Genomic DNA, 24,953 nt, shown 5'->3' on the forward strand with positions numbered 1-24,953 from the left:
TTACACCACAGCCATAGCCTTGATATGTCTAGCACGGTTAATTCTGTCATCTGCCAATTGCTTGGAAGCATCATTGGTTGTGATGTCCTGCTTTTGCGCTCTATCAAAAATTTCTAACAGTGTGTCGTAAATGTTACGTACTTGTTGGAATGCTCTATCTTCGTCATAACCAATCATTTCGTTATAGACGTTGATTAGCCCGCCTGCATTAATAACGTAATCCGGAGCGTAAAGAATTTCTTTTGCTGATAGCATGGGACCGTGGATTTGCTCTACTCCCAGTTGGTTGTTAGCAGCACCTGCAATAACTGATGCTTTGATTTGAGGAATTGTTTCACTGTTGAGGATTCCTCCCAAAGCACAAGGAGATAACACATCTACGTCTAAAGAGTAAATTGCATTGGGCTCAACAATAGTTGCACCATAAAGACGTTTGATTTCCTCAGTTTTTTCTTGACTGATATCAGTCACAAACAGTTGGGCTCCATGCTCGTGCAAGTAACGGCAAAGATTGCTACCTACATTTCCCAGACCTTGCACTGCAACTTTCAATCCCTTTAAGTCTTGAGTTTGCAAACGGAACTCTACTGCAGCTTTAAGCCCCAGAAAAACTCCCCACGCAGTCACCGGAGCAGGTCCACCAGACCTTTCTTCTACCCCTACCACGTATTTGGTTTCTTTGCTAATTGCTCTGACATCATTAGGAGTAAGATTCACATCTTGTCCGGTGATAAAGCGTCCGTTAAGCCTCTCAACAAAACGTCCGTAAGCTCTAAATAAATCTTCTGTCTTATTTTCAGGATGAGCAATAATAACTGCTTTACCGCCACCAACGGGAATACCCGCACAAGCTGCTTTGTAAGTCATACCACGGCTTAAACGTAAAGCATCTTTTAGTGCAGCTTCTTCATTGGGATACGGCAACAGTCTGGTTGCACCCATCGCAGGTCCCAAACTTGTATCATGAATGGCAATAATTGCTTTAATTTCCGGGTCTTTACCATTACAAAAGAGCACTTGCTCGTGCCCCATCTCTGTCACTGTCTCAAATAAGTTCACGTTATGCCTCCTCATCACTGACTTTTGCTAATGGCTAATTGCTAATAGCTAATAGCTATTAGCAATTAGCCATTAGCTCTCTTCACCATTAGCTCTTAAACATTTGGAAATGAAATCGCTGTCTTTTCAGCAGGAGCCGATTTAACACCTTGTGCTGCTAGACCTGCATTGCGTCCTTTGGATGGTGCGCGTCGATCTGGGTCAATAATCACGTCAATCACAAATGGACCGGGGAAAGCCATTGCTTTCTCTAATGCTGCTTCGAGGTCTGATTCTCGATCGATCCGGATTCCTTCTGCGCCCATCCCCCGAGCCACTGTTACAAAGTCTGTCTCTGGCATCAATGGATCTGCTCCTGTCAGTCCCAGCATTGCCATGCCTTGATGGCACATATTGTAGCGAGCATCGTTGAGGACTATCCAAATAGCAGGTATTTGGTATTTTACAGCAGTGCTAATTTCGTTGTTCATTAGCATTGCACCATCACCTACAATGGCTACAGACTTGCTATTAGTTGCAAGTGCCGATCCAATGACTCCGGTTACAGCGTGACCCATTGCTCCTACCCCAGTGCTGACCCGGTAACGGTTTGGTTGACCAAATCGCAAGAAGTGCGTTGCCCAAGTAAAGGAGTTACCGCACTCAGCCAAGACGATGGCATCACTACCCTCGACGATGACTTTTTGAATTGCTTGCATTAGCGCTTCCGGTCTCACTGGTGAGTCTTTGCTTGGTTCGAGTGCTTGCTTTTCTGGGCGTGGTAGCTGAAAAGCTTTTATACCCGCACTGGCAATCAGATGCTCGTGCTGTAAGAGTGCTTGTAAGAAAGTTTTAATATCAGATTGGATAGCAAAGGTTTCAGCTTTTGAGTAAGCTACGCCAGGTACTGCGGGATCGATGTCTACGTGTATAAAGCCTCCTGGCGGAACCAATGCTTGATTCCAGAAAGAAGTCGGTTCGCTCAAACGCGAGCCTAACACAAGAGTGCGGAAAGGTGTTTGCTGCTGCATATACGACAACACGGAACCGTGACCGCCCAAACCTGTGACACCCACAAACTGGGGATGATCTTCGCTGAAAATGCCTTTGCCACGGGGGGAACACATAACTGCAGCCCCTGTGATTTCGGCCAGCTGGCGAACTTCTTCTGCTGCGTGACGAGCACCAAAACCCAACCAAATGGCAAAGGGTCCTTCTGATAGCAGTTCTGCTGCCCTTAAAATAGTTTCTCTGCTAGGTGTTAGTTTAGAGGAGTAAACTCCTTGATATGTTGGTATTTCCTCTAGTGGAGATGTTTGTATGGCGGTGGGGATACTCAAATGAGCAACGAACCCTCCGGGTTGCGACAAACCCAAAGCCAGTTTGCGAAAAATCTGTGGCAGTTGTGCGGGGCTTTCCACAGTTGTTGCGTAGTTGAACAGCGTTCCTGATGTAAAAATTCCATCAGTGGGTAACGTTTCGTTACTGGTTTCTTGAATAGCCCACTTTCCGCGTTGTGGTGCTGAGGTGTACGCTGAGAGTAAAATGACTTTCGCACCTTCACCACGGGCAGCAAATAAACCAGTGAGGGCGTTGGTAATACCCGGTCCTGCTGTGGTGAATACAACTGCGGGACGACCCGTAGCAAAGTAAGCTTCAGTCGCTGCAAAGGCAGCTCCTGATTCGTGTCGAACATTTAAGACTTGGAGAAGACTGTTGGATAGTGAACCCCAAAGAGTAGCCATCGCTCCTCCAGCAACTCCGTAAGCGTGGGTGATTCCCAATGCTTCCATCATTCTGGCGATCGCATCCGCTACTGTTAGCGATCGCTGTGGTTGTTCCACAATCGATACAGCTTTGGATCTGTCGAGTCCAAGTTCTCTAGATTCGGACTCGCTATTATTTAGTGCGGTTTCTACACAGCCACTTGGTTGATATACCTCGTATGGCTGAGTGCCGTTGTTAGAGGTTTTTTGAGTATAATTTTGTCTCATTGCTCCTACATACTCCCTGAATCATGGAGAAGGTGCCAGTTAGCTTATCCAGACTGCGCTTTCACTCGCAGCCTCAAACTTGTGTCATGCCAAAGTCTGCTTTTTCTTCTAAACGATTCACCAAAATTGGTAAATGCCGAGCACGGTTTGTCACCGTTTTCTTGATAGTAAATAAATCTTTACGTTCAAGGTAAACAATCAAGGCTGTGCTTATGGAAACAAGACTACAGAAGCGCAAGACCTTGCTGCAATGAATAATCTTTTGATCGGGTTATCAATTTTTTTGCTCTCTGATTGTGCTCATTTTAACGCCGACTAAGAAGCGTCTGTACAATTTTCTCTATCCTCTGGAAATTGCGTACTTATAAAATATCTATTCAATTTTTGAAATATATCTAAGGTTAGGAATGCCACGCAAAAACTTTATGTGGTGGACGTTGCTCATCATACAAGGCTTAGATGTTGTTACTGCTTGGAGAAGATTGCTATATCTGCCAGATGATGGATGACAAATCAAAATTATGTTTAAATGTAAGAGGGCAAAAAAAGAGTTTTCACTCTTGATGGAAGTATTAAGTTATCTAGAAAGAATAATAAGGAGAATGAGGTAGATATAGCAAACAAAAAAGGTGACAGCAATCTCTTTTTAATAAAGATTTAATATTGTAGCTTATTCTTCCTAAAATACGTAAAAGGCGATTAGACCTCGGTAATAAGTAGCTGTGCCAAGTTACTGTTACCAATATTACTCGAACAATTTACAAATATTATATCAAATGGTAGATGCTAAAGAGTACGTATTCTACATATCAGGCGCGGGCTATTTCTTCAGATGGATGATTTTGTAAACAATTTTGTAGTTGAATTCATGGAAGAGTTAAGCAAGGAACTTGATCTGATGAAATAAAATTCCCTGTAAGAATGATTGCTGAAACCTTTTGGTAATTCTACACTTTGTATAAATGGGGCAACACCCTGCTACAGTAACCTAAAAGACAAGTAGGGAAAGCTTTCCACTCATGCTGGAAAAGATTCCCCGTAATTTGAATGCAGAGATAAGTTTGTAGATTTTGAATAAACTTTCAATTGTAATTTATATCACTCTATAGTGGTTTTCTACAACATCCTGTCGGTTCAACTGTGTTAGGTAGCTGTGCGGGCAAGACGTTTGAGACTCAGCTAAAGTACTGAATCTCGTAAATTAAAGAATTAGTAAAGTTATATTAAGTTTCTTAAAAAATCTGATAAGTTGATTTTGCGGGTGAACAAGTAGCCCCAATAAGTTAGGAAGTTTAGCTGACACCCTGTCGATCGCGATAAGTGCCGATTGATACAAAAAACTTGGAGGGCAATGTACTTTAGCAACCATTACGTATGCTATCTGAATCTAATTCCCAGCCGGTGCTAAAACCAGAAGAAGAGTTGCAACTTGCACAAATTCTACTTGATAGAGTTGAAGAAGCAGCATTTTGCATTGATGCAAAGGCAGAAATTCTTTACGTCAATACTGCATTCTGTCAGATGATGGGCTATTCTCGCGAGGAACTGCTCTCAAAGAGATTGGAGAAGATTGATTTGGATTTTGAGATGCAAAAATGGTCGGAGCAATGGTCCGCGCTGAAGCAACAAAGTTCCCTCACCTTTAAATCGCGATATCAGACGAAAGCAGGGCAAGTCTTTTTAGTACAAGTCAAGGTTAACTATGTAGAAAACCAAGGTAGAGAATTAGGTTGTGCAGTTGCTTGCGATCGCAGCCAAGAACTAGTAGAGTTAAGTTTAAGGCAATACGCAAACAAAGCCTTGCAAATGGGGCAACAGTTGCCGCCAGAGGTCATCAAATATCAAAATCTAGAAACAGAACTAGCATATTTGTCTCTAGTTTGTTCTGCCCTAGAATCAACAGCCTGTGGTATACTTGCGTTAAATTTTGAAGGAGAGTTTCTTTGCTTTAATCAAAAATTTATTGAAATGTGGGGCATTCCACCATCAATACATCTTTCTAGAGAATGCCATAAAGCAAAAGTCTTTTTTGAGAGCAAAGTCAAGGATGTAGAATTTTTTCGCACTGTTGTTTGGAACAAGACCAGCGAATCGGAAGAAGAAAGCTGCGATTTGGTAGAACTCAAGGATGGTAGGATATTTGCTCACTATTCCAAACCCCAGCGATTGGGAAATCAGATTGTTGGTAGAGTTTGGAGTATCTCAGATGTTACTGAATCCAAGCGAACAGAGGAAGCGCTCAAGTTAAATGAAAGCCGATTTCGGACTTTGGCAGAAACAACAGAAGCTAGTATTTTTCTAATTCATAACGAACGGTTTTGTTATGTAAATCCTGCTACAGAAATTCTAACTGGCTATTCAAAAAAGGAATTGCTGAATAACTTTAATATTAAAAGACTGATTAAAGGCAAAAAGCTCAGGCAAATATACAAACAGAATGGAGACGCTTGTGGTGAATATCAAGAGATGGAAATTCTAACTAAAAATGGTTCGCAAAGGTGGCTGGCTTGTACTGTAGGATTACTTGATGGAGCGCTTGATTTTTCGAGTCATCAAGTCAAGTTAATAACAGCAATTGATATTACCGACTACAAGCAAGCCGAATCAGAAGTGCGTCAAGCTCTTGAGCAGACAAAACAATTCAGCGAACTCCGAGAACGCTTTGTCTCCATGCTCAGTCATGAATTCCGCACACCTTTGAATGTTATTTCTTTCTCTGCTGATTTACTCAAACGTCATTTTCATCAATGGACAGAAGAGAAAAATCGTTCTTATCTGGATCTTATTCAACTTGCTGTTCAACAAATTAGCGAATTATTAGATGAAATCTTATTATACAGGCAAGCGGAATCAGGAAAGTTGGTGTGTGAGCCAAGATCGATTCACCTAGATAGGTTTTGTGTCGATATAGTTGCACAGATGCAGTTAACGACTGGCAATCAAAAGTCAGTTAACTTTGCGAGCCACGGTAACTGCCAGAACGCCTACTTAGATCCAAAGTTGTTACAGTATATTTTAAATAACTTACTCTCAAATGCTATCAAATATTCATCTCCAGGCAGTACCGTGACTTTTGAACTTCACTGTCAAAGTCAAGAAGCTATTTTTCTAATCAAAGATCCTGGCATTGGTATTCCAGTTGTAGATCGGCAACAAATTTTCGAGCCTTTTTATCGAGGTAGCAATGTTGACAACATACCAGGAACTGGACTGGGTCTTGCGATTGTAAAAACTCTCGTTGACTTACACCTGGGTGAAATTTTTGTAGAAAGTGTTGTTGGAATTGGCACGACTTTCACTGTCAAATTACCAATAACATACCTAAGAGGAGATGGCTACCAGTAGTGCAACGGGACATCTGTAAGTAATAAATGATGCCAATAGCACATTTAGCTCTAAATTAACTTCTCAGTATTTGTGTTTCCCATAACTTGACTTTTGAATTCAGTAATCATTGACTACCAAATTATTGTGGTGATTAAACATGATGCAGGAATCGTCAAAAAAGATTTTAATTATTGAAGATGATGCAATAACTCGCCATATCTTCTTGGACGGTCTTCAATCTGAAGGTTTTGAGACAATTGATGCTGAAAATGGTAATATTGGTATCCAAAAAGCTCAGGAGAACTTACCTGACCTAGTGATTTGCGATATTCTCATGCCAGATATGGATGGCTTTGGTGTTTTAGCTGCATTGCGACAAGATCCAGTGACTGCTATTGTTCCTTTCATCTTTTTAACCGGTAGTGATAGCAAAGCGTCTCTCCGTAAGGGTATGGAATTAGGTGCAGATGATTACATTACCAAGCCGTGTACAGTTCATCAATTACTCAAAGCCATTACTACAAGATTGGAAAAGCAAGCAAAACTAATGCAGTACTGGTATGCTGCATATTACGAGAAGCTTGCACAGCCAGTCGCTGTTACTCATGGTTCACCACAATCTCCTGCATCGATTTTTCCCTTAGTTCCCCAGCTTAAAGAAGTTTTTGAATATATAGAAGCAAATTTCGACCGAGGAATTACTTTGTGTGATGTCGCTGAGGCTGTTGGTTATTCTTCAGCTTACTTAACAAATAGAGTGGCAAAAATTACTGGAGAAACTGTTAACGGTTGGATTGTAAAACGCCGGATGGCTGCAGCACGTTCTTTGCTTCAAGAAACAGACCAAACCATTGAACAAATAGCATCTGCTCTTGGTTATCAAAACGCGTGTCATTTTTCCCGACAGTTTCGTCAACACCACGGGACTCCTCCTCAAAGTTGGAGAAAGGAGTACCAATTGTCCCGTCGTTGTAAAGTAGAGGCATGAAATCTACAAAGTAACAACTAAAATAGCTCACAGACAAAGGTTTTAGCGTCAATTTAACCCCACCCTCCCCTTGTACTTGTGGAGGGAAGGAGAGTTTCCCCCCAATCCATTGGGGGAACTAAGAGGGAAATCCTACTTATACATACACCATAGCTCCCCATTAGGGAGAGCTACCAGTCTAAAGTTATTTCTTTAGACTGATGTGATGCTTTAATATTATTTGATATGTTATCCATAATACATCTATATCAAACTTTGATTGATATAGTAGAATTGACTATAGTGAGATAGTTAGTAAGTAAGTCATTCGCGTGCGACATGGTAACAGTGGCATACTCTGAAAATTGGCTGCAATTAAGCCGTCATAGCAATCGGGGAAGTGCTTATTTGTTTGCACCGATGGCTGACTTTAACGTAATGGCTGAAGTTGGAGATACTCCCCCCTAACGTTACAGGAATGGGATAAAACAGCTAGGACAACAAGAATTGCATTTTCACCAAAATAAAAAATTTTATACTTTCCCAAGCTCACTTATGAAAAGTGTAGCTTTGGCTAACTTATTTGGGGTTTTTGTATTCCTGTAAAAAGTTGAAGTCACCGAGCTGAAAATTCCCTCAGGGCGGAAAAGTCATATTAGTAGTTTTAGAACAATTTTTGCAAATGTTTTTAGGTGAACTTGGTCTGTTATGACCTGTTTCTATAGTTATGACTGACTGAAATTAACATAAGCATTTGAATTGATTTACTTGTTCATCAATGTAATAACAGGTTTTGCTACAAAAGCAGACTGACTCTACAAGTAAAGTGAAAACTCCTATTGTCTATCCTCGTGAGGGATTTATTGTATCTACTATCTCACTGTTCTTGAAAAAATTACAAAGGCTTTTTCATCATGAGTAACAATCAATATCTCCCAAAATTGCAGCGTCTAAAGGAAGTTTTTATTACTAGTTTATTCGGAGGGCTACCATCCATTATTCTAGGCCCAAAGTTGCGAAATATTATATACCGCTCAATTTTGTCCCACATAGGTTCTTCCGTCTATATTCAAGAGGGAGTTGAGTTTATTGGCGCTTCTGCAATTGAAATAGGAACTGGATCGCATATTTTTAAGGGTGCTCGCCTTGATGGCGGAAAAAACCACAACAATAAACTTGTTTTAGCAGATGGAGTTGCTATAGAGCGTAATGTGACTATTGGTTGCTTGGAAGATACAGTTATACAGGTTGGTCAAGAAACTTTTATCGGTCCTGGGGTTTGCATTGCAGGACCGGGGAATATCACTATTGGTAAACGGTGTTTGATAGCAGCAAATACAGGAATCTATGGGAACAACCATGAATTTTCAGATACCTTAGAACCTATTAAATATCAAGGTATCTCGCGTAAGGGAATTACGATTGAGAATGATTGTTGGCTCGGACATGGAGTGACTGTATTGGATGGAGTCACCATTGGTGAAGGTAGTGTGATTGGAGCAGGAGCAGTTGTCACAAAAGATATTCCCCCTTACTCAGTAGCAGTAGGTGTTCCAGCAAGAGTTATCAAGTACCGAACAACAAAGCAATTATTGCAACAAGGTAACGCCAGAGGGTAGAAGACAGAAAACTATTACCCCATCCAATCGTGTTTTTGTCAATGTTTTTTATACTGTGTTATTGGCTTATGAATTACAGATCATCTTTACTTATTTGGAACCGTTTACTGCAAGCCGTTTTAACAAATTTATTAAGCAATATTCCGACAAATGCTATAGGAGGTAATTTACGGAATTTGCTATACCGCTCGATTTTTGCACGTATGGGTAATTCTGTGAATATTGATGCTGGAGTTACATTTGTAAATACAGCAGCAATAGAACTGGGAAATAATGTGCAGATTTTACAAGGTGCCCGTATAAACGCATCGGGACATCCAAAGAATAAATTTATTCTTAAAGATAGAGCTTGTCTTCAGAACGGTGTTGATGTTAGGGCAATGAATGATACTTCTATCTATATTGATGAAGGTACATATATTGGTCCTTATGTTTGTTTGGCAGGTCCGGGTGATATCAAGATTGGTAAAAGTTGCTTAATTGCCGCACACACGGGCATATTTGCTAACAATCACGTTTTTAACGATCCAACACAAAATATTGCCGAACAAGGCGTCACTCGTCGCGGAATTGTCATTGGCAATAACTGTTGGTTGGGTCATGCAGTAACTGTATTGGATGGAGTGACTATTGGTGAAGGCAGCGTTATTGGTGCAGGCGCTGTAGTGGCTAAAGACATTCCGCCTTACTCAGTTGCTATAGGTGTGCCCGCACGTGTCGTTAAAAGCCGAAAAGAAGCGCAACTGATGAAATCTTCTTGAGAATTACTGCCAAACAGTTTATAGCAATTCCTGATAAAGACAATCTGAATATTTCGTAAAACTCTTAGGAGTAGGATGGGCATTGCCAGTCATTCCATTATAGCGGGCAATGCCCATCATAATGTGGAGAGAGAAGAAATCTTTCTATAGTAATCATCATTACTTTGATATTCGGTTTTTCACACTCAAGTTACAAAATAATTTGTTACATTTAGAAAGTAGTTAATCAACAATGCCTGTTTGGCAGAACAAAAAATTGAATTTCATGTATGCATGGATGTAGAAGCTCTCTTCCTTGGTAGGGAGGAGAGCTTTTAGTTGAGAGGTTTTCAGTTCAAGTGAGACGACAATTTCTTACAGCAGGACTTGCTCTTTTTTCTTCAATTATGGTAGCCGCATTAGCCGATCCAATACAAAGCTCTAATATGATACAGAATTCTCATCCAATCAACAGACTATACGTGTTTGGTGATAGCCTTTCCGATGTTGGTAACGTATATCACGCATCAGGAAAAATCTATCCCCCCAACCCTCCTTACTTTGAAGGACGTTATTCTAATGGTTCTGTGTGGGTTGAATATCTTTCCTCTAAACTTGCATTAACTCCCGAGCAAAATGCTAATTTTGCTTATGGAGGTGCAACTACGGGAAATGGTAGCGTTAATGGAATACCGGGTGTGTTAGCACAAGTTCAGGCTTTTACAAAAGTGCATCAAGAGGTCAATCCAAACGCACTTTACGTTTTGTGGGCTGGTGCAAATGATTATTTGTATGGTGGTGCCAATCCCACACTAACTGTCAGCAATCTATCAAAAGCTATCGAGTCTCTCTCAAAAATGGGCGCAAAAAAAATCATGGTTGCCAATTTACCTGATTTGGGAAAAGTTCCTGCTACACGCACGAGTGCAAATTCTACTACTCTCACTTCGTTTGCGATCGCCCACAATCAGAGTTTGGCTAAATCTGTTGAGGATCTCCAACAGAAATTAGGTTCTGACACTCACATTGCCATTCTGGATATTTATTCCTTGTATCAAGAAGCCACAAAACATCCAGCCCGTTTTGGTTTAACAAACGTGACCAATGCTTGTTCCAACAATCTTGCTATTTGCGATAATCCAGATAAGTACTTGTTCTGGGATGGTATTCACCCCACAACAACAGCTCATCGAATCATAGCAGAAGCTGCTTTAAAAGTTCTCAAGAATGAATTTTCGTTTTCTGCGACTACTGCACAACCATTGAGTTAGTTCTTCATCAAAGACGGTTGTTTAAAAGGCGAATTGTCGTAATGAGCCAATAAATCGGCAGGATCGTTGTAAATTGCTAGAGATCCCTTTAAGGAAGTATCATCAAAACCACCACAACGTACTGCGATAAGACCTACTCCAGCCGCATTTGCAGATTGGAGATCGTAGGGTGTGTCACCGAGCATCAAGACCTTATCCGATTTCATCTTCAGTTTGCCAAGTGCGGCTTCTACAATATCTGGTGAAGGTTTAGACGTTTCCGCATCGTTAGACGTTGTTGCTTCATCCAACAAATCCTCTACTTGGGCGGCTTTAAGCAAGACGGAAAGTTCTTGATTTGAAGCCGAGCTAGCAACAATAAGCCGCAATCCCGCCTCTTTCATGTGCAGTATCAATTCCCTTGCCCCAGGAGCTGGTTTTAGTGCAGGCACGTATTTGTCGATCATTATCTCCTTGCGTCTGGAGGAGATTGCTTTCCCTTCTCCTTCGTCTTTTGTAAGACCGGGCACTATTGTTGGAATGACTCGATCGCCTCCCATCCCCATAAGTGGTCGAACCCGCTCAAAGGGTACATCATATCCAAATTCTTTAAAGACATCAACCCAAGCTTGAGCATGAGCATCATTGCTTAAAACGAGCGTACCATCAACATCTAAAAGTACTGCTTGTAAATCCATTGTGAAAATTTCCTGTTATTTCAAGAAGGCAGAGGGCAGAGGGCAGAAGGCTTAAGGGGACTCCAACCCAGAGGTTATACTAAATCCACGTCTTGCACCCCCTTTATAATCTAGTCCGCGTAGGCGGTGAGTCCAGGGAAAGCAGGCGGGTTTCCCGCGCCCTGGGAACTGGTGTATAGCCCTTGCGGGCATAGCTTCGCATCGCGAAGCGTCTCCGTAAGGAGATACCCGAAGGGACTTCGTTTGTATAGCCACGATTTCCAATCGTTGGGCTAAAAGGAGTTAGAAAACCCGATTTGGTATTATGCCTCGAACTCAGTTGTATTGGGAGGCGGAGCTGCCTAAATAAGGCATTCCCAGCCAGAGACTGGGAATGAGAGGTTAGGGCGAGAGTAATTTCTCTTCAAGCTAAGCTGTGGGAGAATCGTAAATTCCCCAGTATTGAATATCGCGATTCTTCAAAATTTTCTCGGCATTTTGGAGATCTTCTGAAGTCCCTTCTAAGATCGCCAAAACTTCACTCTGATGAATGCGATCGCTATAAACTCTGGCTCTTTCTTCCGGAATACCCAAATCAGCCAAAGCCTTCACCAAGTTATGACTTGCTGCGGTTCCCACAGCAACGCCTCCAATACTACTTACGAGTGCTACACCAACTGAACCGGCAGCTAGCACAGCACCCAAGGTGCCCGGAAGTGCTAGACTTGTGAGACCGACTAAAATACTACCCCAAGTTGCACCTGTGAGAGTGTCTCCAATGACTCCTGTGGCAGTATTTACATTTTCCCCATTAACTTGAGAAGTCATTTGAGCATTGGCAAGCTGTTCGCCTCGATCGACATCCTTAGCTACGATGGAAACTCTGTCCATAGGAAAGCCGGAATCTTTTAATGCTATGAGTGCTTGCTCTGCATTTCGGCGTCCGGCAAATACTCCAACAGCACGTTTTTGATGAGTTACAACCATATTTTCCTCATACTTCCTTTTGTCACGAATAATGCATATAAATGCAATTTTTGTTGTAGTTTCTTTTACTAATTTTGATATTTAATCTAGAAGATTCATCAATCTCAAGGCTTACGTATATTGAGATTTAGAGAAAAGTTGTTTTGTAAAATTAAATGAAAAAATATTGCTCTTACTTGCGTTAGATGGTTAATGCAAGTATTTCAGCTAAAGTTAAATTTTTGACTGGCGTTTACACCCCAAGCAAGGAAGAAGTATAGAGTATGAAGGATTATTAAAGGTCATGGCTATAAACATAACCTGAAAACCTTATCTTTCATACTTCATCTTTTATCCTTCAGATTTTTACTGGTGCTTTCCCAAGAACGGTTGAAGGAAAAATGCAAAACTTACTTTTGAAAGACGATCCTCTTTGGTTTAAAAGTGCAATTATCTATGAAGTTCCTGTTCGTGCCTTTGCGGACAGCAATGGTGATGGAATTGGTGACTTTCGCGGACTAACAGAAAAACTGGATTACTTGCAAGATTTAGGCGTGACTGCTCTGTGGGTGCTGCCATTTTTCCCATCACCACTGAGGGATGATGGTTACGATATTGCAGATTATACCAACGTTAACCCAATTTATGGGACGTTGGAAGATTTTAAAGAATTTCTGGAAGCGGCTCATTCCCGTGACATTCGCGTCATTATTGAATTGATTGTCAACCATACTTCCGACCAGCATCCTTGGTTTCAAAGAGCACGTCGCGCTCCTAAGGGCAGCAAGGAAAGAGATTTTTATGTCTGGAATGATAATCCAGAAAAATACAAAGAGGCGCGGATTATTTTCAAAGATTTTGAAACTTCAAACTGGGCTTGGGACCCCATTGCCAAAGCATATTACTGGCACCGCTTTTACTCCCATCAGCCAGATTTAAACTACGACAATCCTGCAGTGCGTCAAGCAGTGTTTGATGTCTTAGATTTTTGGTTGGGAATGGGGGTTGATGGGTTGCGGTTGGATGCAGTGCCTTACTTATACGAACGGGAAGGAACCAATTGCGAAAACTTGTTTGAAACCCACGCTTTTTTAAAAGAACTGAGAGCGCACATTGATTCCAAATTCCCCAATCGCATGCTTTTGGCTGAAGCCAATCAATGGCCAGAAGATGCAGCTCAATATTACGGGTCTGGGGATGAGTGTCAGATGAACTTTCATTTTCCCCTCATGCCTCGCTTATTTATGGCGTTGCGGATGGAAGATAACTTCCCCATCATTGATATTCTCAACCAGACTCCCTCAATTCCCGATAATTGTCAGTGGGCTTTGTTTCTGCGAAACCATGACGAACTGACTTTGGAAATGGTCACAGATGAAGATCGGGATTATATGTACCGCGTGTATGCACAAGACCCAGTTATGCGAGTTAACTTGGGTATTCGTCGTCGGTTGGCACCACTTTTGGGAAATGACCGCCGTCAAATAGAGTTGCTGAACAGTTTGCTGTTATCCCTACCGGGAACACCCGTGCTTTATTATGGAGATGAGATAGGCATGGGGGATAACGTTTACGTAGGCGATCGCAATGGTGTTCGCACTCCAATGCAATGGAGTTCGGATCGCAATGCTGGTTTTAGTCGTACTAATCCCCAAAAGTTATACTTACCAGTCATTGTAGAGTCAGAATACCATTATGAGGCGGTCAACGTTGAAGCGCAAAGAAGTAACCCCAACTCCCTTTGGTATTGGACAAAACGCTTGCTAGCAACGAGAAAGCGCTTCCAAGCATTTGGTTTGGGTACTTTTGAACTACTGCATCCCAGGAACCGCAAAGTTCTTGCCTTTACACGCAATTATGACGGGCAAACAATTTTAGTGGTGGCGAATCTGTCCCGGTTTGTGCAAACAGTCGAATTAGACTTATCGCCCTTCAAGGGACTCGTACCAATGGAGATTTTCGGCCATACCGAGTTCCCAGCAATTGGAGATTCCTGCTACTTCCTCAGCCTCAGCCCCTATGGATTTTACTGGTTTGCCCTATCGCCCAAAGCGACGTTAACTCAGCCACCAAGACCCCAAGCCGATCTCACAACATTAGTTGTGACGGGTCAATGGCAAAATGTTTTTACTCAGCGAGAGGCAAAAGCCACTTTAGAATCTATTTTGCAGGGTTATCTCTACACCTGTAACTGGTTCACCAGCAAAACCTTAACCGTCCAATCAACGCAAATCAACGAAACCGTCTTAATATCCTACAAAGATACCGAAGCGAAGATGGTATGGTTGCGAGTAGACTACATTCAAGGAGATGCCGAAACTTACCTTTTAGTCTTTGCTTATGCAGAGGGCGAGCAAGCAAGACAAATTTTAGCAGATAACCCCCAAGCTGTAGTGGCTCGCCTTGAGGTTCAAAAAATAGGGGTAGAATTAGAAACTCCTCCGAGCGGAATTTTATTTGATGCAACAGCAGACAAAAACTTTCTCTCTCTGTTGGTAGATGCGATCGCGCAAAATCGCTCTTACAAAGGCATGGCTGGAGAATTGGGAGCAACAGCAACCGATTTGCTACCACAATTGAGAGGAGATGAAGCATACCTCGACCCCACCATTCTCCAAGGAGAATTTCAGAATACTTATGTCGTTTATGGCAATCGCTTGTTCCTAAAAATCTTCCGCAAACTAGAGGAAGGAATGCATCCCGATTTGGAACTGCGGCGCTTTTTAGGTGAGAAAAAACGCATTACACACTTTGCACCGATTGCTGGAGCGCTAGAGTATCGCAGTGTCAACAGAACAGGACTGCTCCCCGCTCAACCGATGACTGTGGGAATTTTACAAGAATATATCCAAGATACCCGAAACGGATGGGACTACACCCTTGATAGCTTGCAGGATTACTTTGACCTCGCGATCGCCCGACAAGTAGAGGTCACTGAGGTACCGATTCCTTCTAACTCTCCCATAGAGTTATTGAGTTTGGAAATTCCCGAATTAGCCAAGGAAACTATTGGTTCATATCTCGCAAGCGCCCAACTTTTGGGTCAGTGTACGGCAGAACTCCACATTGCTCTAAGCTGTGATTCTGAAAATTCTGACTTTGCTCCCGAACCATTTTCATCATTTTACCAGCGTTCTATTTACCAATATGCCCGTAACCTAACGGGTCAAGTCTTCCTGTTATTGGAAGATAAGCTGCACTCTTTACCATCTGAGACTCAAAAACTAGCACACGCCGCCCTCAATTACCAACAAGATATTTTGGAGCGCTATCAGTTAATCCTCAACCAAAAAATTACCGCAATGCGTAGCCGCTATCACGGGGATTACAATTTAAAGAGAGTGCTGTACACGGGTAAGGACTTTATTATTCATGACTTTGAAGGTAGCGAAGGTCGCAGTTTAAGCGAACGACGCATGAAGCGTTCTCCCTTAAGGGATGTGGCGGGTATGCTATTGTCGTTCCACTATGCAGCACAAATTGGACTTCGCAATGAAATAGAAAGTGGAATGGTTCGCCCTGAAGCTTTGCCTTTAATGGAAGCCTGGAGCCGTTTTTGGTACGTTTGGGTAAGCACGGCTTTCCTCAATAGCTATCTAGTCACAGCCGGTCAAGATACCTTCTTACCAAGTACAACTACAGAATTGCAAGTGCTTTTGGATGCCTTTGTTCTAGAGAAAGGTATCTTTGCACTGGGTTCTGAACTGAGCGATCGCTCTGACAAAGTCAACATTCCACTCCAACTGATTCTGCACTTGTTCTAAGCGGAGGGACTGGGGATTGGAACCTAGGAAGCCAATCCCTATCCCCTTTCTTAAACCCTTTCTTAAATATTGAGTGAAGCGAATAGAATTAGCACCTACACGGGTAAAAAGCACCGATTTTGGTTTAAAAAGCTTGTTTTTTATAGGCCGCACAAGTGGAACTGATAGCAGGCATTAAATTAGTTTAGCCTATCCAGTATGGAATATCGTCAAAATAAAATAAGACCAATGATAGAAATCGTTTGAAAAAAAGTCTTTATCTTGTATTGCTAAATTTACTTAATTAGACTGATATTTCTTCACTTTATCTGAGCCATTATTACTCAAAGGATAGCATCTACGAAAGTCAGACAGTCAGACAATATTGATTTAAAAATCAAAAAAACAAACACAGAACTTAGAATATCCAAGGAATTGTAACCATGAAGCCTTCTTATTTATCAAAAATTGTCTGGACAAGTGCTTTTGCTTTTGGCCTTGTGACTTTACATCCAGTTTTACCAGTTTCTGCCCAAAGCGGGTCTTCTGGTGCTGGCAGCAGTTCGGGTACTAGCGGTACCACTGGGACAACGGGTACTGGTAGCGGTTTGGGTACTGGCGGTACCACTGGGACAACGGGTACTGGCGGTACCACTGGGACAACGGGTACTGGTAGCGGTTTGGGTACTGGCGGTACCACCGATACAACGGGTACTGGCGGGACAACAGGTACTGGCGGTACCACTGGGACAACGGGTACTGGTAGCGGTTTGGGTACTGGCGGTACCACTGGGACAACGGGTACTGGTACCAATGGTACAGGCAGTACTGGTATTGATACAACAACGGGTACTGGCGGGACAACGGGCACTGGCGGTACCACTGGGACAACAGGTACGGGTAGCGGTTTGGGTACTGGCGGTACCACCGATACAACGGGTACTGGCGGGACAACAGGCACTGGTACCAATGGTACAGGCAGTACTGGCATTGATACAACAACAGGTACTGGCGGGACAACGGGCACTGGCACCAGTGGTACAACGGGAACTGGCACCAACGGTACAGATACCACTACAGGAACTACCACTACAAATACAGATACAACAACTACAAACACAACTCAAGGAACTAGTGAAGTGAGAGGCGATCGCGGTTTCGATTGGGGTTGGCTCGGCTTGCTTGGTCTTATTGGTCTTACAGGTCTTATTCCCAAGCGGTCTCAACCTCACGCATATCGCGACCCTAATGAGGTAACTCGTTCTGGTTCCACCAGATCCTAGGTAAGAAGAAGATCTCTACCCCCCCTTAATCCTCCCGATGGATTGAGGGGAAATCTAATTTTCAGTTCCCTGCTCTTTTCAAAGGCAAAGTTAGAGTGGGTTAAAATTGATACTAGAACTTTCAATGTTGGCAGACATTGCTCTACAAGAACCCGTTTTCAATAAATTAAAACTCCTCTTTGGCGGCTACAGTCAAATCCTTGAGTTGTTTCAAAATGAACTTCTTTAAAGATTGTACGTTTAAAAGAAGCATCTGTTAGATTGGTCTTTGTGAGGTTAGCTTTAATAAATATCGCTCCTTCAAGAGAAGCTCCTGTGAAATCTGCTTTTGTCAAATTAACTTCTTTAAAAATAACTCCCCGTAAGTGTGCGTTTTGAAAGCAAACTCCCATAAGATTAGTTTTGTCAAAGATAATTGTTTTAAAATGTGCGTTTTTCCAAGAAGCACCCTCAAGGTTGGTTTTCCAGAAGCTAGTTCTTTTAACGAGAGATTTCATCAGGTTAGCTCTTTGAAGCTTGGCTTGATTGAGGTTAGTTTGATTGAAGTAGACGTTTAATAAATCTGCTTCCTGAAGGTCAGCCTGCCAAAGGGTTGTTTCCTGAAATATAGCTTGAGTTAGGTTTGCCCTTCTCAAAATTGCTCGTATAAGATTTGATTTCCAGAAAATTGCTGCCTGCAAGGAAGCAGCTGTTAAGTTCGCGTGAGTCAGTCTGGCTTTTTGAAGGTCGGCTGCATCAAGGTAAGCACCGATTAAATTTGCTTGGCTGAAATCGGTTTGGAAGAGAACTGCTTCTGAAAGAACAGCTTGGCTCAAGCACGCTCGACTTAAAGATGCTGCCTCAAGGGTTGCTCGCGTCAAATTGGCTTGATTGAGATTTGCTTGACTGAGATTCGCTCGATTGAGATTTGCTCGAGATAGATTAGTCCCTTGGAAATAAGCTCCACTGAGATTTTCTCCCGCTAGCTCTGCATCACTGAGGTCTATTTGTACTTGACAACTTTCTTTCTTGTGATAATTCCAAACGTATACTCCTTGCTTTAACAGTGCAAGATGCTGCTGGTTTGCCATCTCGTCATCATAGATTTAAAATACTGGTAAATTGCACGTAGTTAATTATTTATAAGATTATATAACAATTCCTATTTAATTTTTGAATACATATAGATCGAGCATTGACCATATGAGGTTTTTGTGAGACACAGACATACCTACTAAATTATTTAGAAAATTTTAAGCTTTAATTATTGAGTCGTCGCTCATCAGTGTTATAATGAATTGATTTTCTAGTTTTCAATCAAAACAGCTTTCAATATTGAACGTGAAAGAAAATTTAGCCATACTTAATTATTGATTTTTTAGCTGTTCAGTCTATTATGTTCACCGATTTCGCTTATCCAAATAAATTTCTATCTCTGAGTGGTTTGCAAGTACTTGTGGTAGATGATGACAGTGATACCCGTACATTAATCGGGTTGATTCTAAATGAGTTTTCAGCACGGGTTAGGACAGTGACATCGGCTCGTGATGCTTTAGAAGTGCTAGGACAATGGCAGGTAGATGTTTTAATTAGTGATATTGCAATGCCCAGAGAGAATGGTTGTTCGCTGATTCGCTGTATCAGAATGCATGAAGATAAACGAGTTAGCCAGATTCCTGCTATTGCCATAACAGCCTGGATGGCGGAAGATGGACGCGCAATAGCTTTCGAGTCTGGGTTTGATATGTACGTAGAAAAACCTATTGACCCCGAAGAGCTAGCGGCTGCTATTGCCGAGCTTGTTGGAAGAGAATGAGTGCAGATTTTTGTTCAACTAAAAATGGAATGAAGCTTTGTCAAACACAACAATATCATATTTAACAGTTTATTAGTATTTTGTATATTTCTTAATATTGGTAAGAGCCCTCGCTTTCTGGTGTATGAAAACGAGGGTTTAAGGACTTTTCTGTAAATATTTATAGTTTGTACTATTAGCTTGGAAATTCGTATTCAGGATCACAAACAGATGTAATACTAATCTACTTCTTAGGTAGGAAATGGAATAGAAGTGGTAGCAGTTAAATTAATTTATTACTTCTCAGGAAATGAATTCCATCCTACTGCTTGGAGATGAAAATCAGGAAGCTAAACCTTTTTGAGGCTCCTACCTTGTCAGTTTTTTCTACTTTTTCTGTATAGATGGGTTTTCGTTTCATCCTGAAAGAGTGTTTCTTCAAATGCAAGTCTGCTAGTTCTACCGAACTAGCAACTCGGTGTCTTTGTTTAGGCAGGACTTGAGTAAAATTCATGGCAGTAAAGTATCCTAAATTTAACCAGGATCTCGCACAAGACCCGACGACGCGTCGGATCTGGTATGCGATGGCTATGGGAAATGATTTTGAAAGCCATGACGGTATGACAGAAGAAAATCTTTACCAAAGGATTTTTGCAACTCACTTCGGTCATGTGGCGATCATTTTCCTGTGGGCATCAAGTCTGCTGTTCCACGTAGCTTGGCAAGGTAACTTTGAACAGTGGATTAAAGATCCTCTTCATATTCGTCCTATCGCTCACGCGATTTGGGACCCTCACTTTGGGAAACCAGCAATAGAAGCTTTTACCCAAGGTGGTGCTAGCAATCCCGTTAACATTGCGTACTCAGGTGTGTATCACTGGTGGTACACCATCGGTATGCGGACGAACAATGACCTGTACCAAGGCTCTGTGTTCCTCTTACTGTTAGCGGCACTTTTCTTGTTCGCTGGTTGGTTGCACTTGCAACCCAAGTATCGTCCTAGCTTGTCTTGGTTCAAGAGTGCAGAACCCCGTCTGAACCACCACCTAGCAGGTTTGTTTGGTGTGAGTTCTTTAGCTTGGGCCGGTCACTTGATTCACGTCGCTATACCTGAATCTCGCGGACAACATGTCGGGTGGGATAACTTCCTCACGACTCCACCTCACCCAGCAGGTTTGGCTCCTTTCTGGAGAGGTGACTGGGGCGCTTATGCTCTTAATCCAGATTCGCCCAACCATATATTTGGGACAGCACAAGGTGCGGGAAGTGCAATTCTGACGTTTTTGGGTGGTTTTCATCCACAGACTGAATCCCTGTGGCTGACGGATATGGCGCATCACCACTTGGCGATCGCTGTCATTTTCATCATTGCCGGTCACCAATACCGGACTAACTTCGGGATAGGTCACAGCATCAAAGAGATGCTCAACGCCAGAAACTTCTTTGGCATCCGCACGGAAGGACAGTTTAACCTACCTCACCAAGGTCTATACGACACCTACAACAACTCCCTACACTTCCAGTTGTCCATACACTTGGCGGCGTTAGGTACTGCTCTTTCCTTGGTGGCTCAGCATATGTACTCCATGCCGCCCTATGCCTTTATAGCAAAGGACTACACAACGCAAGCGGCTTTGTACACTCACCACCAATATATTGCTGGTTTCTTGATGGTTGGTGCTTTTGCCCACGCTGGAATTTTCTGGGTGCGCGACTACGACCCAGAACAAAACAAGGGCAACGTACTCGATCGGGTCATCAAGCACAAAGAAGCGATTATTTCTCACCTAAGTTGGGTATCCCTGTTCTTGGGTTTTCACACTCTAGGTTTGTACGTCCATAATGATGTAGTGGTGGCTTTTGGAACTCCTGAAAAGCAAATTCTCATTGAACCAGTTTTTGCTCAATTCATCCAAGCTTCTCACGGTAAAGTCCTTTATGGATTAAATACTCTGCTGTCTAACTCAGATAGCGCTGCTTCATTGGCTGGTGCTCCTTATTTACCGGGTTGGTTAGATGCTATCAACAATGGCACTAACTCTTTGTTCCTAACCATTGGTCCTGGAGATTTCTTAGTTCACCACGCGATCGCACTAGGTCTGCACACAACTGTTCTAATTTGTGTGAAGGGTGCCTTAGATGCCCGTGGTACCAAGTTAATGCCCGACAAAAAAGATTTTGGTTTTACCTTCCCCTGTGATGGTCCAGGTCGTGGTGGTACTTGCCAAACTTCTTCTTGGGAACAAACTTTCTTTCTTGCTATATTCTGGATGCTTAACTTGTTAGGATGGACTACCTTCTACTGGCATTGGAAGCATCTCGGTATTTGGCAAGGCAACGTAGCTCAGTTCAACGAGTCTTCTACATACCTCATGGGCTGGCTGCGCGATTACCTCTGGGCAAACTCCGCTCAGTTGATCAACGGATACAATCCTTATGGCATGAACAACCTCTCTGTCTGGGCTTGGATGTTCCTCTTCGGACACCTAGTTTGGGCGACTGGCTTCATGTTCCTGATTAGCTGGCGTGGGTACTGGCAAGAGTTAATCGAAACTCTAGTTTGGGCACACGAGCGGACTCCTTTAGCGAATTTAGTTCGCTGGAAAGATAAGCCTGTTGCTTTGTCTATCGTTCAAGGTTGGTTGACAGGTCTAGTTCACTTCACAGTTGGCTACATCCTGACCTACGCCGCCTTCCTCATTGCCTCAACCGCAGGGAAATTCGGTTGAAATTTTTAAAAATTTAAAATTCTCTGATCTTTAGCAAGCCTCCCTTTCTATGCTGTTACGCTAGAAAGGGATTTTTGTATGCTAAAAGCATTTTTTCTATTAGAGTTGTCAATTCTACAAGCTTATTCAAATCGAGCGGCTATTACTGCGTACTATTTCATCTAGCAAAGAAATCTATAACTACAAAGCAAAACAAAAAAAGCCTCCGGTGCTATAGAGGCTTTTGATGAATCAGCTGCTTTTTAAAAGTAGTAAACGTACATATTTTTATTCTGGCTTTAAGTCGTTAATAGACCCACAGTCAAAAGAAATAAAGATTCTTAAGTAGTGCTATATACAGAGCAACTTTATCTCATTTCAAAGGAACATCCCAATGAATGCACATTGCCCTCAGAATAGAATTCTGGGGCTATACAATTTACAGCGCTTTGCATCTGAATGAGGTACACCCTTTCATCCCCCCTTACCAAGCTACAGTGGTGTACGAAGTTTTACATAGTGCATTCATTGCGGTTTCGATCCCCCCTAACCCCCCTTAAAAAAGGGGGGAACTTCTTTTCATCTCTTTTCTAGAAATCTGTACACCATCGTAACCTTACCAGGGGGGAGACAGAGGGGGGTAATTTTTGTACCTTACCAAGTTGAAATCCGCTGTAAGTCCGCCTGCGCGGACTTCATATACCTGCACCTACTGATTTGAAATTGAGTAACTCAAAGTGTATCTAAATTTATCAACTTCTCCTTGTTTAGGATAAAATGTATGCTTTGTTTTTGTTTCGTCTGAGTCTTGTAATATATCTAGTACACCAAGTAATCTTTTATTAGTATAGTCTTCTTCAAAGAGTTTAATTGTAATTCTATAGTTGTAGGAAAATTCTGTGTTTTCAAATATCCAATTGTCATTTTTTTTCATACTTTTGGTAAATTTCTTGAAGAGATTTATTTGATTATCTACATAAACTTCTAAAAGACAGTCATCAGTCGCTTTAACTAAACCAACTGCAGCATCTACTGTCTGTGATAGAGCCTTATCAAAAAGACTAATTCCAGTTGTATTAGTAATCGTAGCAGTAACTTCCTCACATTTCAAAGATTTCAGAGTAAATTTTTTAGGTTGATTTTCAAAAGAAAACAAGTTTCTATCTATTTGTTGTCCATTTTCGTTAAATACCAAAACTTCAACTTTATCAGTGGAAATATTTACCCTCGTAAAATTATTTTCAGTAATGACCTGACTGGGTGTAACGACTTGTTCTTTATAAGAACCTAACAAATTCTCAGAATGCGGTATTTTTTCATCATAACCAAAATTGCTTGGTTTTCTACCACCTACGCTTTCTACAATGGCACTAACAGCGTTTTTTATAGCGCCATCAATAATCCAATCAAGTGGTGATGTAGAATCCGTATGGAAGAAATGAGGCTCGTATAATGGAGATGAAATAACCTGAATAACCTTTGTTCCATTAATCTCTTTGCCTTCTAAAATAGAAGTCATGGAACAATGAAAATCTCCAGAAAGAAAAATGACTTTTGTTAGTTTTTCTTGAGCAATTTTATTAAGAATTTTATTTCTGTCATTGTAGTATTTGTGTCCATATCTGTATAGTTCTCGTTTGTTTTCAGGGAATAAAGGAGTCGAAGAAACTATACATTTTACTCGATCTTTACGCTCGCTTAACCATTGCATCAATGCATCTTCTTGTTGTTGAGATATAATTTTATCCTCAATTGGGTTGCATTCTGTACGAAGATCCATGACAAAAAAATCAGCACATCCATCTTGATAGGAATACCAGAATGTATTACTTATATCATTATCGCCAGTTGGATGGGTTTGATTTTTATTAGTAGGATTATGCATATCTTGATAGATTTGATAAGCTTTTATTGCATTAATTTTATGAGTCCTTTGGCCTTGGGTTTCAGGAGAAACATCTTTATCGGGAAACTCATTTTTAAACTCATGGTCGTCCATAATCATGAAAGTTGGTATTCGAGCCATCAAGTTTTTAATATTCTCTTGAGAGAAAGCAAGTCTATATAACCTGTAATAATCATCTTTTTCAACAGTAGGAAAAATCCATGTTGATAGATAATCTGCATAAATTTGGTCTCCACAAAGAATTACTTGAGTTAACGGATTTTCTTTGTGCTGATTAAAGATCTGTTTGTATATTGCATCTGCTTCTGTTTTATACCAAATAATATGCCCCTCATCTATAGTAAGTCCCTTGGGGAGAATCTTATTGGATATACTAACTACAGGATTTTGTAGCATCCAACGACACGAACCTAAACCGATTGAACATCCAGAGTTGGAATTTAAAGACAAAGTTTTTATTTCAAACTCATCTAGCAGATGCCACTCAAAAGAATTCCAAGCCACGACATTATTATTATTAGATGTTACGACACCAGTAGTCTTCAGAAAAGTATCGTCTTCAGAATTCGGTGCAACCCCAACCCATCCAAATTGATAAGTATATTTTGTATCTGGTTCTAAATCAATAATTTCTATACCACATGACCAATCTAAAGATTCCTCCATTTTTTTTACGTGATATTGGTAAGTAGAGTTCTGTACCTTAACTTTTATACGTATAACCCCGTAAATATTTGTGTTTCCGTCCTTTCCTTGCTCGCCTTTGCCAAACACAAAAGCCTTAATTTTATTATTATTTTCTTTCATTCCAATAATTGCTCCAACGTGCAAAGGTTGTACTGTGGCGACCATATTTTTTTCCTTTTTACAAAAGCTTAATTTTCAAATCAAGAATATAGCTAGAAATACGCAAAAATTGAACTTTTATATAAAAATTTAAGGTTTTTTGTATCAATTTGTT

At 41.4% G+C, this 24,953-nt stretch carries 18 protein-coding genes; 10 read left to right on the plus strand and 8 right to left on the minus strand.

Translation table 11 applies throughout. The features are described 5' to 3' along the window. The 3 genes from scyB to HC643_RS42105 all read right to left on the minus strand — a co-directional run bounded on the left by scyB (position 1) and on the right by HC643_RS42105 (position 3,234). Positions 1-1,059 carry a tryptophan dehydrogenase ScyB gene (scyB, locus tag HC643_RS15970; protein ID WP_038080678.1) on the minus strand — a complete coding sequence of 353 codons (1,059 nt, stop codon included), beginning with the start codon at positions 1,057-1,059 and terminating at the stop codon, positions 1-3. Positions 1,060-1,154: 95 nt separating this feature from the next. Then, positions 1,155-3,032: a scytonemin biosynthesis protein ScyA gene (gene scyA / locus HC643_RS15975; RefSeq protein ID WP_038080677.1), complete on the minus strand. Its 1,878-nt coding sequence runs from the start codon at positions 3,030-3,032 to the stop codon at positions 1,155-1,157. A gap of 73 nt (positions 3,033-3,105) precedes the next feature. Further along, on the minus strand, positions 3,106-3,234 hold the full coding sequence (locus tag HC643_RS42105) for a hypothetical protein (protein ID WP_272899743.1): 129 nt from the start codon (positions 3,232-3,234) through the stop codon (positions 3,106-3,108). 1,172 nt (positions 3,235-4,406) lie between these two features. On the opposite strand from HC643_RS42105, the gene HC643_RS15980 reads away from it, so the two are divergent. The 6 genes from HC643_RS15980 (at position 4,407) to HC643_RS16000 (ending at position 10,956) form a co-directional block, all read left to right on the plus strand. Further along, positions 4,407-6,377 (plus strand): scytonemin biosynthesis sensor histidine kinase, encoded by a 1,971-nt coding sequence (locus tag HC643_RS15980; protein WP_038080675.1) that lies wholly within the window; start codon positions 4,407-4,409, stop codon positions 6,375-6,377. A 139-nt stretch (positions 6,378-6,516) separates the two neighbouring features. Continuing rightward, positions 6,517-7,347, plus strand: coding sequence for a response regulator transcription factor (locus HC643_RS15985; RefSeq protein WP_038080673.1), 831 nt, complete (start codon positions 6,517-6,519; stop codon positions 7,345-7,347). 318 nt (positions 7,348-7,665) lie between these two features. After that, positions 7,666-7,794: a hypothetical protein gene (locus tag HC643_RS42110; RefSeq protein ID WP_272899744.1), complete on the plus strand. Its 129-nt coding sequence runs from the start codon at positions 7,666-7,668 to the stop codon at positions 7,792-7,794. Between the two features lie 446 nt (positions 7,795-8,240). Further along, entirely contained in the window at positions 8,241-8,945 is a 705-nt protein-coding gene (locus HC643_RS15990) for an acyltransferase (protein ID WP_038080672.1), read from the plus strand. A gap of 68 nt (positions 8,946-9,013) precedes the next feature. Then, positions 9,014-9,706, plus strand: coding sequence for an acyltransferase (locus tag HC643_RS15995; RefSeq protein WP_038080865.1), 693 nt, complete (start codon positions 9,014-9,016; stop codon positions 9,704-9,706). 338 nt (positions 9,707-10,044) lie between these two features. After that, entirely contained in the window at positions 10,045-10,956 is a 912-nt protein-coding gene (locus tag HC643_RS16000; RefSeq protein ID WP_038080671.1) for an SGNH/GDSL hydrolase family protein, read from the plus strand. Here HC643_RS16000 and HC643_RS16005 read toward each other — a convergent pair. Beyond that, positions 10,953-11,633: an HAD family hydrolase gene (locus HC643_RS16005; RefSeq protein WP_050045840.1), complete on the minus strand. Its 681-nt coding sequence runs from the start codon at positions 11,631-11,633 to the stop codon at positions 10,953-10,955. The two genes, HC643_RS16000 and HC643_RS16005, sit on opposite strands and share 4 nt — an antisense overlap. 408 nt (positions 11,634-12,041) lie before the next feature. Beyond that, a complete protein-coding gene (locus HC643_RS16010) occupies positions 12,042-12,599 on the minus strand; it encodes a general stress protein (RefSeq protein WP_038099777.1) in 558 nt (185 codons plus the stop codon). A gap of 380 nt (positions 12,600-12,979) precedes the next feature. Between HC643_RS16010 and treS the strand changes: the two genes are divergently transcribed. Next, entirely contained in the window at positions 12,980-16,342 is a 3,363-nt protein-coding gene (gene treS, locus HC643_RS16015) for a maltose alpha-D-glucosyltransferase (protein ID WP_038099778.1), read from the plus strand. A 422-nt stretch (positions 16,343-16,764) separates the two neighbouring features. Then, complete coding sequence (locus HC643_RS41385) at positions 16,765-17,604, plus strand: WGxxGxxG-CTERM domain-containing protein (RefSeq protein ID WP_050045841.1); 840 nt, start codon at positions 16,765-16,767, stop codon at positions 17,602-17,604. Positions 17,605-17,762: 158 nt separating this feature from the next. Here HC643_RS41385 and HC643_RS16025 read toward each other — a convergent pair whose 3' ends face one another. Beyond that, positions 17,763-18,674, minus strand: coding sequence for a pentapeptide repeat-containing protein (locus HC643_RS16025; protein ID WP_050045842.1), 912 nt, complete (start codon positions 18,672-18,674; stop codon positions 17,763-17,765). Positions 18,675-18,979: 305 nt separating this feature from the next. Here HC643_RS16025 and HC643_RS16030 point away from each other — a divergent pair, with 305 nt between their 5' ends. After that, positions 18,980-19,399, plus strand: coding sequence for a response regulator (locus tag HC643_RS16030; RefSeq protein ID WP_038082891.1), 420 nt, complete (start codon positions 18,980-18,982; stop codon positions 19,397-19,399). A 301-nt stretch (positions 19,400-19,700) separates the two neighbouring features. Here HC643_RS16030 and HC643_RS16035 read toward each other — a convergent pair whose 3' ends face one another. Then, complete coding sequence (locus HC643_RS16035; RefSeq protein WP_167844696.1) at positions 19,701-19,892, minus strand: hypothetical protein; 192 nt, start codon at positions 19,890-19,892, stop codon at positions 19,701-19,703. On the opposite strand from HC643_RS16035, the gene psaB reads away from it, so the two are divergent. Continuing rightward, positions 19,891-22,107, plus strand: coding sequence for a photosystem I core protein PsaB (psaB, locus tag HC643_RS16040; RefSeq protein WP_038082893.1), 2,217 nt, complete (start codon positions 19,891-19,893; stop codon positions 22,105-22,107). The two genes, HC643_RS16035 and psaB, sit on opposite strands and share 2 nt — an antisense overlap. Before the next feature lie 688 nt (positions 22,108-22,795). Here the strand turns inward: psaB and HC643_RS16045 are convergent. Continuing rightward, positions 22,796-24,844, minus strand: coding sequence for an alkaline phosphatase D family protein (locus tag HC643_RS16045; RefSeq protein ID WP_038082895.1), 2,049 nt, complete (start codon positions 24,842-24,844; stop codon positions 22,796-22,798). Positions 24,845-24,953: the final 109 nt, after the last annotated feature.

It is taken from the genome of Tolypothrix bouteillei VB521301 (genome assembly GCF_000760695.4).
GTDB classification, from domain to species: Bacteria; Cyanobacteriota; Cyanobacteriia; order Cyanobacteriales; family Nostocaceae; genus Scytonema; species Scytonema bouteillei_A.

Coding starts and splice junctions, on each gene's coding strand:
- scyA (WP_038080677.1), bottom strand. CDS start 3,032: ATGAGACAAAATTATACTCAAAAAACCTCTAACAACGGCACTCAGCCA.
- psaB (WP_038082893.1), top strand. CDS start 19,891: ATGGCAGTAAAGTATCCTAAATTTAACCAGGATCTCGCACAAGACCCG.
- HC643_RS42110 (WP_272899744.1), top strand. CDS start 7,666: ATGGTAACAGTGGCATACTCTGAAAATTGGCTGCAATTAAGCCGTCAT.
- HC643_RS15995 (WP_038080865.1), top strand. CDS start 9,014: ATGAATTACAGATCATCTTTACTTATTTGGAACCGTTTACTGCAAGCC.
- HC643_RS16045 (WP_038082895.1), bottom strand. CDS start 24,844: ATGGTCGCCACAGTACAACCTTTGCACGTTGGAGCAATTATTGGAATG.
- HC643_RS16025 (WP_050045842.1), bottom strand. CDS start 18,674: ATGGCAAACCAGCAGCATCTTGCACTGTTAAAGCAAGGAGTATACGTT.
- HC643_RS15985 (WP_038080673.1), top strand. CDS start 6,517: ATGATGCAGGAATCGTCAAAAAAGATTTTAATTATTGAAGATGATGCA.
- HC643_RS41385 (WP_050045841.1), top strand. CDS start 16,765: ATGAAGCCTTCTTATTTATCAAAAATTGTCTGGACAAGTGCTTTTGCT.
- HC643_RS15980 (WP_038080675.1), top strand. CDS start 4,407: ATGCTATCTGAATCTAATTCCCAGCCGGTGCTAAAACCAGAAGAAGAG.
- HC643_RS15990 (WP_038080672.1), top strand. CDS start 8,241: ATGAGTAACAATCAATATCTCCCAAAATTGCAGCGTCTAAAGGAAGTT.
- HC643_RS16010 (WP_038099777.1), bottom strand. CDS start 12,599: ATGGTTGTAACTCATCAAAAACGTGCTGTTGGAGTATTTGCCGGACGC.
- HC643_RS16005 (WP_050045840.1), bottom strand. CDS start 11,633: ATGGATTTACAAGCAGTACTTTTAGATGTTGATGGTACGCTCGTTTTA.
- HC643_RS16035 (WP_167844696.1), bottom strand. CDS start 19,892: ATGAATTTTACTCAAGTCCTGCCTAAACAAAGACACCGAGTTGCTAGT.
- treS (WP_038099778.1), top strand. CDS start 12,980: ATGCAAAACTTACTTTTGAAAGACGATCCTCTTTGGTTTAAAAGTGCA.
- HC643_RS16030 (WP_038082891.1), top strand. CDS start 18,980: ATGTTCACCGATTTCGCTTATCCAAATAAATTTCTATCTCTGAGTGGT.